This window comes from Spiroplasma poulsonii, from assembly GCF_009866525.1.
GTDB classification, from domain to species: domain Bacteria; phylum Bacillota_I; class Bacilli_A; order Mycoplasmatales; family Mycoplasmataceae; genus Spiroplasma; species Spiroplasma poulsonii.
Genome location: NZ_CM020866.1, coordinates 480,005 through 491,613, shown reverse-complemented (window position 1 = coordinate 491,613; position 11,609 = coordinate 480,005). Strand labels below are relative to the sequence as shown.

The following is an 11,609-nucleotide window of genomic DNA, read 5'->3' as shown; positions in this document are numbered from 1 at the left end:
AGTTGAATTTATGGATAATAAAAATGAAAAGAAACAAAAAGAAAATGGTTTATTTATTTCTTGGGTTGATTTAATTTTGTATCTTGTTATAAGTTTTTTGTTAACCCTTATATGTGTATTAGATACAGTTTCAACTATTGATGAATTAAAAGAGAAATATGCTGGTATAAATGGTTATATAATTTATGGTTTATGATTTGATATATTATGATATATTTTAGTAATTCATTATTTTTATGGTTATTTATTTAATCAAATTATTAAATTAATAAAAGAAAATAAAAAAGATAAGGTGGTAAAGAATAATGCGTAAGTCATTATCTTTATTTGCGATATCTATTTTAGGTATTTTAGGTTTAATTATTCCATTTATTACTTTAACAGCATTTAAACCCTTAAATCAGCAGAATTATACTGTTAATCAACAAACAACGGGAATGAATGAAACTGATTTTATTAATACAATGTTTTTACGCAGTAGTTTTTTTGAAAACTGGTCAGAAACAAATTATTTTATTAACCCAACTTTAAAAACATTACAAACATTAACTTATAATGATAAATGATATTTAGACTTTTTAAAGGATAGTTATTCAACTGGGATTTCATTTGATAAGCCTAGTGATGAGTTTATGGATTTATATAAAAATTGAGATACTTATGCTAAACAATATAATATTGATAAATTTTATGATGTGGATAAGAAACAATTTTTAAAAGAATTAACTAATTTCTTTTATTCATTTGCTAAGTATTTTAATACTGTTGAAGTTATTAATAAATTAGAAAAAAGTGTTGATAATTTACAACAAGTTAATTTAAAATTTCAAAATTGAAAGTTAATCCCATTAGATAAATTAAATAGGAATCCAGATAATAAATGATATATTGGAATTGTAAAAAAGAAACAAAATGATAATTTTTCTATTATAAAATTTAATTTTTCAAATAAATTAATTTGAGATAATAGTGGAGTACCTTATCATATTATTAATGGTGTATGATATCTTTTTAAATCATATTATTGTTGAGATGGTTTAAATGAACCTGAAACGCCAAAAATAGATATTAATGACAATCCAATTTTTTGAACTGATGATGAATATCAAAATATTCGTTCTTTTTTATTAAAATATATTAATGCTATTGTGCAAGAAAATATTAGAGTTCAGCAAGGTGGTAATCCTGATTATGATGACTCAAATTTAGGTAGTCAAAGAATAATATTTGATTTTAAAATTATTAATAATATGGAAAAATTAGATTGAAAACCTGATGTTATTTTAACTAGAAAATCAATTTATCGGATGATTTTAACAATTGATGAAAATAAAAATATTGTTGCAGGTAGTTTAGAATTAACACATTTTAAACAATATTGGGATGGTAATAATGCAAATAGTTATCGGTATACTGATGATTTAGGTTTTTTATTTTCTTTCATAAAAGAAAAAGAAGATACTTTTAATTTTAGTGCTGAAACTTATAATTATTATCGAGGTAATACTCCCAATACTGGTAAAATTGTTTTTTGGAATGGCAAGGGTTTTTTGGACAAATTTTATGTAGAGTAAAGATTTTTATATTCAATTGGTGTTAAATAATTTAATTTGCTGTGAATTCGTACATTATTGTATCAATTAACATAGTCAAATAATTCTAATTTAAATTGTTCAATATTTTTAAATTTTCTGTTTTTAATTAATTCTGTTTTTAAAATTTTATAGGTTGATTCAGAAACAGCATTATCATAAGGACAGCCTGGTTTACTATAAGATTTTGCAACATTGTTTTTAGCTAAAAGATTGTAAATGATATTGTTATTAAATTCGCTGCCTTGATCAGTATGAAATATTTTAATATTATCTAAAGAAAAACTAAGCTTTTTAAAAGTATTTTCAACTAATTTGGCATCTTTATGAGAACTAACATCATAACCAATAACTTCACGATTAAATAAATCAATTAGAAAGCACACATAATATCATTTGCTATTGATAGCAACTTGTGTTAAATCACTGACAACAACTTCATGTAGTTTATAATTATTAAATTCTTGATTTAACAAATTATGATATTTGTATATAGCGTTTTTGTTACTTTGATGTTTATATTTAAGTTTTGTATAATTGGAAATTAAGTTATATCTTTGCATTATTTTACTAATTTTTATTCGTGATAATAAAATATTTTGTTGTGCTAACATAACTTTAATTTTTCTTGTGCCATAATTTTTACGACTTTTTAAGAAAATACTGATAACAGCATTATCAATAGTATGGTTTGATTTAGGATTATTTGATTTCAATTGATAATAAAACGTTGATCTAGGAACTTTTAGTGTTTTGCATAAATTAGTAATTGCATATTTTTCTTTGTTGTTTTTAATAATTACTATTTTTTGCCTATTATCAGTGTGGCTTGCTTTAAAATATCATTTTCCATTCGTAATTGTTTAATTTCTTTTCTTAGATGAATTAGTTCATTTTCTTCTGGGCTTCGATTATCTTTTGCTTTAAATGAACCAGAATTATTGAATTCATAAATTCATTTTCAAACTGTTGATTTACCGACCTGATAGTCACTGGACAATTGTTTTGCTGTTTTACCTGTTTTATAAAGACTAACAATTTGTTGTTTAAATTCATCGGTATAATAGACTTCTTGCATTACTTGTTAAAAAATTGCAAATATTTGTAAAAAAGATACTAATAGAAAAATATAATTTTAATTAATTATGTTTTTTATTTAAAAATTTAATATTTTTCCACAACGAAAAATTAATTTATTATTTAAATTATTTAATTTTAAATAAATATTTTATGTTAAATATAATAATTGTAAATTATAAATTGAGGCAATTAAATTAAATCTTAAACCAAATCTTTTTCTTCGATTACGATATTTTTCTGTAATAATTTTAAATTTTTTAAGAATAGCAAAAATATTTTCAATAATAATTCTCATTTTTGAAACTAGTCTATTATATTGCTTTTGTTCTTTGTTTAAAGGGTTTTTCTTTGTTTTCTTTGTAGGTATTAGAACATTATTGTGATTTTTTTGTATTCCTTGATAACCACTATCAACTATTAATTTGGTATTTTTTAAAATTGGGATTTTTGATTCTTTAAATAAAGCATAATCATGTTTTTTTCCGAGCGAAAAACTTGTTGCAATAATTTTTTTGGTTTCTTGTTCGATAATTACTTGTGTTTTGATCGTGTGTTTTTTCTTTTTACCAGAATAAGATTGTTTTTGTCTTTTTTTGGGCGTTGGATTGGAGTTTCGGTAGCATCAATAATAATAGTTTTATCATTAAAATAATCATTTATTAGTGCTTTTTTACCAGCAAGTTGTTGAAAATCAGAGTTTTTAATTAAAATATCTTCAATTCACTTAATATTACGATAACAATTAGCCTCACTAATATCAAAACTTTTACCAAGATGAAAATAAGTCTGATATTCTCGTCAATATAATAAAGTCATCAATAATCTATTTTCTAATGATAATTTATTAGTTTTACCACCTTTTTTAAATTTTTCTATTTCAGCAACTTTTAAAATATCTAACATTTTATTAAAAGTGGATTTTTTTATTCCTGTTAATCTTAACCATTCTCTATCATTAAGAGTATTAAATTTATTATTGTTCATATTTTTATGTCCTCATAAATTATATTTTATAATAATATTTTAATAAAAAAGGGTATCGCAAGAAGTCTAATGATTCTTTGCCATAATTACACCTCCATTTATTAATTTAATTATAATCCTTACTCCACATTATTGTTGTCCAATTTATCTTAACCCATCCAAGCATTAGTTGAACGAATAAATAGAGATATAAGGCGATGATTTGGATCAAATGAACCTTTGATTAATATTCGTAGTAGATTAAAAAATGTTTTAAATATATTAAATACTACAATAAGACCTTGTTTAGAAAATTTTACATCAAAACAATATTTTAAAAAAATATTTGTTCATTAATTAGTTAATGTATATAATAAAAATAATAAAATTTATTAATTATTTTTGTGTTTAACAAATTATTTTCATCATTTTAATAATATAATTTGGATGGGTTAAGATAAATTGGACAACAATAATGTGGAGTAAGGATTATAATTAAATTAATAAATGGAGGTGTAATTATGGCAAAGAATCATTATACCGATGAATTTAAACAACAAATTGTTAGTCTTTATAAAACAGGTAAAACAGCAAAACAATTGTCCAGTGACTATCAGGTCGGTAAATCAACAGTTTGAAAATGAATTTATGAATTCAATAATTCTGGTTCATTTAAAGCAAAAGATAATCGAAGCCCAGAAGAAAATGAACTAATTCATCTAAGAAAAGAAATTAAACAATTACGAATGGAAAATGATATTTTAAAGCAAGCCACACTGATAATAGGCAAAAAATAGTAATTATTAAAAACAACAAAGAAAAATATGCAATTACTAATTTATGCAAAACACTAAAAGTTCCTAGATCAACGTTTTATTATCAATTGAAATCAAATAATCCTAAATCAAACCATACTATTGATAATGCTGTTATCAGTATTTTCTTAAAAAGTCGTAAAAATTATGGCACAAGAAAAATTAAAGTTATGTTAGCACAACAAAATATTTTATTATCACGAATAAAAATTAGTAAAATAATGCAAAGATATAACTTAATTTCCAATTATACAAAACTTAAATATAAACATCAAAGTAACAAAAACGCTATATACAAATATCATAATTTGTTAAATCAAGAATTTAATAATTATAAACTACATGAAGTTGTTGTCAGTGATTTAACACAAGTTGCTATCAATAGCAAATGATATTATGTGTGCTTTCTAATTGATTTATTTAATCGTGAAGTTATTGGTTATGATGTTAGTTCTCATAAAGATGCCAAATTAGTTGAAAATACTTTTAAAAAGCTTAGTTTTTCTTTAGATAATATTAAAATATTTCATACTGATCAAGGCAGCGAATTTAATAACAATATCATTTACAATCTTTTAGCTAAAAACAATGTTGCAAAATCTTATAGTAAACCAGGCTGTCCTTATGATAATGCTGTTTCTGAATCAAACTATAAAATTTTAAAAACAGAATTAATTAAAAACAGAAAATTTAAAAATATTGAACAATTTAAATTAGAATTATTTGACTATGTTAATTGATACAATAATGTACGAATTCACAGCAAATTAAATTATTTAACACCAATTGAATATAAAAATCTTTACTCTACATAAAATTTGTCCAAAAAACCCTTGCCATTCCAATTAGATTTTAGTAAAGGAGAAAAAATATATGTATGATAAAAATAACAAAATTATTGTAAAAATAACAAATATTACTCCCTATGGTGCTTTTTGTAGAGCAGAAAGAGCTGATGGTTTAATCCATATTAGTGAAGTTTCAGATTATTTTGTTAAAGATATTAAAGATTTTTTTGATATTGGTGATGAAATTGAAGTTGATGTGCTTGATTTTAATATAGTTAGAAAACATCTTAAATTAAGTTATAAAAATTGTCACCCTGAATTATTAAAAAATGATGATAAAGAAATTCAGGAAATAAAAACAGCATTCCAAAACTTAAATAAAAAACAAAATAAAACAGACAATATTGAAAATATTAATAAAATAAATGAAAATGAATAAATTAGTAAAATACAATAAAAAAGTAAAAAATAGTTTTTATACTACTTTTTACTTTTTTATTGTATTTTATTTTTAATTTGTTATAATACTTTTAACTTTTTATGGTTTAGTTTTACAGTATACACCAGAATAAGATTGTTTTTGTCTTTTTTTGGGCGTTGGATTGGAGTTTCGGTAGCATCAATAATAATAGTTTTATCATTAAAATAATCATTTATTAGTGCTTTTTTACCAGCAAGTTGTTGAAAATCAGAGTTTTTAATTAAAATATCTTCAATTCACTTAATATTACGATAACAATTAGCCTCACTAATATCAAAACTTTTACCAAGATGAAAATAAGTCTGATATTCTCGTCAATATAATAAAGTCATCAATAATCTATTTTCTAATGATAATTTATTAGTTTTACCACCTTTTTTAAATTTTTCTATTTCAGCAACTTTTAAAATATCTAACATTTTATTAAAAGTGGATTTTTTTATTCCTGTTAATCTTAACCATTCTCTATCATTAAGAGTATTAAATTTATTATTGTTCATATTTTTATGTCCTCATAAATTATATTTTATAATAATATTTTTAATAAAAAAGGGTATCGCAAGAAGTCTATTGTAAAAAAGTTTTTGGGCGTTCATGGGGAGCTAATAATAATTTAACATTATTATCGATGCTCGTAATTTGTTCTTTTTCCATTTTTTCTCCTTTCATTCTTAAAATTGCATAAAAAAACTAGTTTATAAACATTATCAACTAGTAAATTTTGCATTATTAATTTTCATTATATTGTTAATTTGTAGAATATTAAAGATATCAAAAAGAATTAACTTATTTTTTTGTAAAAAAATTTTTAATTCTTGTAGCATCTTAATTTGCATTTTATACCTCAACATTCTTAACATAAATAATATCATTTTTAAAATGATTTGTAAATATCTTCTTCTTAATTGTCTTGTAATAGTTGGAATAAAGTAAGTGTTTGCTGGTAAAATCCAGTAAACACTTACTTTATTCCGTCCTTGTAATATCCTTCATAAAGCTTTTTTCAAAATAAACCAATTATATGAAGAAATTCCCTATTTTTCTACTTTCAATCTTTTTTGCCCTAACAGTTATGAAAACAATCAAGCGCAGTGAGATTAATTCTCCCTTTTTTTATTTTATTAAACACTGTTATGGTTGCTACTCTCACTCAATTGTGCCGGGTGGTTTTGAAGTAATATCATAAGTCACACGATTAATACCACGAACCTCACTAACAATCCGTGATGAAACTTTATCTAATAGTTCAAACGGTAACCGACTTCAATTCGCTGTCATAAAATCAGTTGTATCAACACTACGAATAACAGCAGTATAACCATATGTCCGAACATCACCCATTACCCCAACTGATTGAACGGGCAATAAAACAACAAAAGCTTGAGCAACTTGATCATATAAGTCAAAATTATATAACTCATCAATGAAAATTTGATCAGCTGCTTGTAGTAATGTTACTTTTTCGGATGTAATCTCACCAATAATTCGAACTGCTAAACCTGGTCCTGGAAAAGGATGCTTGTAAACAAATTGATGATCAATTCCTAACGCTTCACCAGTCTTACGAACTTCATCTTTAAATAACTCGCGTAATGGTTCAATTAATTGAAAGGGTAAATCTTTTGGCAATCCCCCCACATTATGATGCGATTTAATTGTTGCTGAAGGCCCTTTTACTGATACTGATTCAATCACATCAGGATAAATCGTTCCTTGCCCCAATCATTTAACATTTTTAATTTTTTGTGCTTCTTCATTAAAAATTTCAATAAATAAGTTTCCAATAATTTTTCGTTTTTGTTCTGGATTAGTAACTCCTTTTAATGCTGTTAAAAATCTTTCTTTAGCATCAATTTTTAGAATGCTTAAACCAAATTGTTTTTGAAATTTTTGTAAATCATGTCAACCACTATCTTGACGCAATAACCCCGTATCAACAAAAATACAAGTTAGCTGTTGACCAATTGCTTGATGCAATAAGACTGCACAAACACTAGAATCAACTCCCCCCGATAATGCTAAAACAACATTGTGACTACCAACTTTAGTTTTAATTTCCCTTGTTGACATAGTAATAAATTCTGAAATTTTTCAATCTGCTTCACATTGGCAAATTTTAAAAACAAAATTTTTTAATAATTGTTCACCAATTAAAGTATGTGTTACTTCAGAATGAAATTGTAACCCATAAATTTTTTTCGTTGTATGTCTAATTGCACTAATTGAATTTGCACTATGCGCAATTTGAACAAAATCTTTTGGCATAACTTCAATGTGATCAGCATGACTCATCCAGACTTGTGATTTAACTGGAACATTAGCAAATAAATCGTGGTGATCATCAATAACTAATTCTGAAAAACCAAATTCTTGTTTCGCTGCTCGTTGCACTTTTCCACCAGATAAATGACTAATTAACTGCATTCCATAACAAATTCCTAAAATTGGTAAATCTAATTGAAGTAACTCTGAATCAATTAAAAAAGCATCCTCTGCATAAACTGAAGCAGGACCACCGGATAAAATAATTCCTTTCATTGGGGTTGTTTTAATTTTTTCTAACGGTGTATTGTATGGTCACACTTCACAATATACTTCTAAGTCACGAATACGACGAGCAATTAGTTGCGTATATTGTGATCCAAAATCTAAGATAATAATTTTATTTTCTGTTTTCATTTATTCACCTCTAAATATATATACATCGGGTAACTGACGATATTGATCATCATAGTCAAACCCATAACCAACCACAAATTCATTTGGGAAATTAAATAAAGCATCATAATCATATTTAAAGTCAGGATGCATTTCAATTTTATCTGCTAAACAAACCACTCGCAAACTATTTGGTTTTTTTGCTTGTAATTTTTCAATCACAACCGATAATGTTTGCCCAGTATCAATTAAGTCTTCAATTAACAAAACATCTTGCCCGGTAATATCTTTTGAAATATCTTTATGAATTGTAATATTGTTGGTAGAATTTGTTTTTTCATAACTTGAAACACTCATTGTATCAACAACAATATAATTTTTAAGTTGTTTTAATAAATCACCCATAAAAAAGAGGGCCCCGTTCATTAAACCAATACAATATAATTTTTTTCCCGCATATAAGGTATTAATTTTTTCCGCATAAGTTTTGATTCCTTCTTGAATCTTAGCTTCAGAAAGGTATAATTCTAGTTTTTCCATTTGCACAATTAATAATTCTCCTTTACAAAAATAAAAAAAATAAAAGCATAAACTATTATAGTTAATTATAAATAGGTTATGCAAATTATTTTTGTTAAATCAAGAAAATAAAACAAAAGAATCTTCATGACCTATAGTATCTTAATAACGGTAAGATGTAGAAACGTTAGTCCATAACACTAACATATATAAGCATTTTATTTTTATCACACAACAACTATAACTTATTATTGCTAGTAATGCAAGGTAATTTTAAAATTATATGTTGTCCAATTCATTTATAATTAATTTTTATCTTTAATTCTAAAAATATTTTAATAAATATAGCAAAACATTATAACTTACAAAAAATATCATTAACACTTTCGATTAGTTGTGAACCATTTTTAATAAAAATATTGTTCTTATTAGCAATTGTAACTCGTTCGGGAAAGCAAAAGACTTCTTTGCCATCATGATTTGCTAACGTAACAAGCCGATGCGTATCATCATCAGGTGTTGATTGAACAATAATAACACCGTCCATTAGACCAGACATAATTCGATAAAGTTCATATTTTGTTTTCTTTAAATTTCCATCATATGATTCAGAAATAACAATTTGAAATTTAACATCTGGATATTTTTTGCAAATGTGCGCATAATCTTGTCATTTTTTAACTATTAGAACACCATTACCGAACCCAAGATTTTCAATAACACATTGATTAATTCCTTTTTCTAGCATTACAATTAAAATTAATTTTCGTCTAATAATTTTTTTTGTTAACATTTTAGTAATCAATAATCCTGTTTCATCTGGTTTTGTTGTACCACAAATTGCTAATTTATGGCATTTATTATTAACTATCGTTAAATCACCATCATAAAATAACACAAAAGGTGGTCGGTAAATATTGCAAAGAGCCTTTGGATAATCTTGATCAATAATTGTGACATACTGACAAGTAATTTTTGTTTCAATATCAATTAAATCTTCATAAGCAATTTTTTCTTTTGTCTCTAACGCTTGATAAATTTTAAGTCAATCCCCTTCATATTTTAATGCAAAAAAAAGTAGAACTCAACGCATCTTGCTTCCTTTCTATTAATAAATAAGTATCTTATTAACATAAAGAATATAACACGAAGAATTTTACTTTTTTAATTTTTATTTATCAGTAACATTATTTTTTAAAATAAGATCACGAACCGGTCGATAACTTTTCCGATGAATTGCTGTTATTCCATATTTTTGTAAAGCAGATAAATGTTTTTTAGTCCCATAACCTTTATTATTTTTAAAATCATATTGCGGATATGTTTGATCATATTCTAACATTAGATTATCCCGTGTTACTTTTGCTAAAATTGAAGCTGCCGCAATTGATTGTGAAAGATTATCACCATCAATAATTGCTTGATAATGATAAGATGGCGCTAATTTTTCAGCATCAGTTAAAATTAAATCTGGTTTAACTGTTAACTTATCAATTGCATTTTGCATCCCAACAATACTTGCTTGTTTTGGATTAAGTGTTTCAACCATTGTCACTGACATTGTTTCAATTGCATAACTGATGGCAACATTCATAATTTCTGTTTCTAACATTGTTCGTTGTTTTACCGTTAACTTTTTACTATCTTTAATTGCTGGATTAAAGTAATCCTTTGGTAAAATAACAGCACCAACAACTAATGGACCCTCTAAACAACCTCGTCCTGCTTCATCTTTTCCTGCCATTATTGTCGTGGATGAATATGATGCTAAAATTTTTTGTTCAAAACTATTCATAATTTACATTTCCTTTTGTGGCGGAAACTCAAATGAAACTAATCCAAATTCATTATTTCATAATTTATTTAAAAAGTCAGTTACAATATTTATGACATTGTCTTCATCAACTTTGTGAAAACAATTTTGTTGCATTCTTAATAATAAATGAAATAATTCAACTTCATTGGTCACATCAAACTGATCAATTGGTAATAAATGATATTGTTTTGCTAATAATGAAAAGTAATGTTGATACATTCATTTAATAGCTGCTAAACAAACATCTTCTTTTGGTAAAATATCTTCTTTAATTGCCCGGGTAAATGCTAAATTAAGAGCCACTTGGTGCTGTTCAATTTTTGGTCATAAAATCCCGGGGGTATCAATTAAATCAATTTGTTCATTTAATTTTAATCATTGTTGGCCCTTTGTTACACCAGGTTTATTACCAACTCGTGCTGAATTACGGTTTACCAAAGCATTAATAAAAGTTGATTTACCAACATTAGGAATTCCCGTTACTAATACTTTTAACTTTGGCGTTTTAATACCTCGTGCTTTATCCCGAGTAATTTTAGAACTTAAAACAGCATAAATTTTCTCAACAATAATTTTATTAATTTTAGTATGTTTACTATCTAATGGTAAGACAGTAATTTGTTGTTGTTCATAATAATTAAGTCATGCTTTGCTTACGATTGGATCTGCCAAATCTTTTTTATTTAAAATAATTAGTTTTGGCTTTGAACCTCGTAATTTATCAATTAAAGGATTGGCAGAAGAAAAAGGAATCCGACTATCAACAATTTCAATAATCAAATCAATTAATTTACTTTGTTCATCAATTTGCTTAATCGCCTTTGCCATATGGCCAGGAAATCAATGAATGTTCGTTGACATCTTCTTTTTCTCCCTTCTTAATGTTTTCCTTTATAT

Annotated in this window: 14 protein-coding genes, 1 pseudogene and 1 riboswitch; of the genes and pseudogenes, 5 read left to right on the top strand and 10 right to left on the bottom strand. The window is 25.2% G+C overall.

Annotated features, from left to right (window positions below; genetic code table 4):
• The first annotated feature begins 10 nt into the window (after positions 1-10).
• Positions 11-313, top strand: a complete 303-nt coding sequence (locus MSROBK_RS02740) for a hypothetical protein (RefSeq protein ID WP_040092983.1) — start codon at positions 11-13, stop codon at positions 311-313.
• A pseudogene (locus MSROBK_RS02735) lies at positions 306-1,556 on the top strand (spiroplasma phage ORF1-like family protein); the annotation flags it as partial. The gene MSROBK_RS02740 and the pseudogene MSROBK_RS02735, both read left to right, overlap by 8 nt.
• Positions 1,557-1,561: 5 nt before the next feature.
• Here MSROBK_RS02735 and MSROBK_RS02730 read toward each other — a convergent pair.
• The 4 genes from MSROBK_RS02730 to MSROBK_RS12925 all read right to left on the bottom strand — a co-directional run bounded on the left by MSROBK_RS02730 (position 1,562) and on the right by MSROBK_RS12925 (position 3,656).
• Entirely contained in the window at positions 1,562-2,362 is an 801-nt protein-coding gene (locus MSROBK_RS02730) for an IS3 family transposase (protein WP_242441467.1), read from the bottom strand.
• A 32-nt stretch (positions 2,363-2,394) separates the two neighbouring features.
• Entirely contained in the window at positions 2,395-2,670 is a 276-nt protein-coding gene (locus MSROBK_RS02725) for a transposase (RefSeq protein WP_040092982.1), read from the bottom strand.
• Between the two features lie 150 nt (positions 2,671-2,820).
• Positions 2,821-3,219: a transposase family protein gene (locus MSROBK_RS12930; RefSeq protein ID WP_242441474.1), complete on the bottom strand. Its 399-nt coding sequence runs from the start codon at positions 3,217-3,219 to the stop codon at positions 2,821-2,823.
• Complete coding sequence (locus MSROBK_RS12925) at positions 3,204-3,656, bottom strand: IS5 family transposase (protein ID WP_040092446.1); 453 nt, start codon at positions 3,654-3,656, stop codon at positions 3,204-3,206. Before MSROBK_RS12925 ends, MSROBK_RS12930 begins: the two co-directional genes overlap by 16 nt.
• A gap of 500 nt (positions 3,657-4,156) precedes the next feature.
• Here MSROBK_RS12925 and MSROBK_RS02715 point away from each other — a divergent pair, with 500 nt between their 5' ends.
• The 3 genes from MSROBK_RS02715 to MSROBK_RS02705 are packed head-to-tail and all read left to right on the top strand — an operon-like array spanning position 4,157 to position 5,677.
• A complete protein-coding gene (locus MSROBK_RS02715; protein WP_040092565.1) occupies positions 4,157-4,432 on the top strand; it encodes an IS3 family transposase in 276 nt (91 codons plus the stop codon).
• Positions 4,375-5,265, top strand: a complete 891-nt coding sequence (locus tag MSROBK_RS02710) for an IS3 family transposase (protein WP_206780831.1) — start codon at positions 4,375-4,377, stop codon at positions 5,263-5,265. Before MSROBK_RS02715 ends, MSROBK_RS02710 begins: the two co-directional genes overlap by 58 nt.
• Before the next feature lie 58 nt (positions 5,266-5,323).
• The gene (locus MSROBK_RS02705) at positions 5,324-5,677 is read left to right on the top strand and encodes a S1 RNA-binding domain-containing protein (RefSeq protein WP_052443440.1); all 354 of its coding nucleotides are present in this window, start codon (positions 5,324-5,326) and stop codon (positions 5,675-5,677) included.
• 80 nt (positions 5,678-5,757) lie between these two features.
• Here the strand turns inward: MSROBK_RS02705 and MSROBK_RS02700 are convergent, their stop codons facing one another.
• From MSROBK_RS02700 to ylqF, 6 genes are all read right to left on the bottom strand, one after another.
• The gene (locus tag MSROBK_RS02700; protein ID WP_040092980.1) at positions 5,758-6,219 is read right to left on the bottom strand and encodes an IS5 family transposase; all 462 of its coding nucleotides are present in this window, start codon (positions 6,217-6,219) and stop codon (positions 5,758-5,760) included.
• Positions 6,220-6,859: 640 nt separating this feature from the next.
• Complete coding sequence (gene guaA, locus MSROBK_RS02695; protein ID WP_040092979.1) at positions 6,860-8,398, bottom strand: glutamine-hydrolyzing GMP synthase; 1,539 nt, start codon at positions 8,396-8,398, stop codon at positions 6,860-6,862.
• Positions 8,399-8,917 carry a hypoxanthine phosphoribosyltransferase gene (gene hpt / locus MSROBK_RS02690; protein WP_040093404.1) on the bottom strand — a complete coding sequence of 173 codons (519 nt, stop codon included), beginning with the start codon at positions 8,915-8,917 and terminating at the stop codon, positions 8,399-8,401.
• Between the two features lie 114 nt (positions 8,918-9,031).
• Positions 9,032-9,129: riboswitch (purine riboswitch) on the bottom strand.
• A 122-nt stretch (positions 9,130-9,251) separates the two neighbouring features.
• Positions 9,252-9,989, bottom strand: coding sequence for a DNA-processing protein DprA (locus MSROBK_RS02685; RefSeq protein ID WP_040092978.1), 738 nt, complete (start codon positions 9,987-9,989; stop codon positions 9,252-9,254).
• 78 nt (positions 9,990-10,067) lie between these two features.
• Positions 10,068-10,691 (bottom strand): ribonuclease HII, encoded by a 624-nt coding sequence (gene rnhB, locus MSROBK_RS02680; protein ID WP_040092977.1) that lies wholly within the window; start codon positions 10,689-10,691, stop codon positions 10,068-10,070.
• Positions 10,692-10,694: 3 nt separating this feature from the next.
• On the bottom strand, positions 10,695-11,573 hold the full coding sequence (gene ylqF, locus MSROBK_RS02675; RefSeq protein ID WP_040092976.1) for a ribosome biogenesis GTPase YlqF: 879 nt from the start codon (positions 11,571-11,573) through the stop codon (positions 10,695-10,697).
• Positions 11,574-11,609 lie beyond the last annotated feature (36 nt).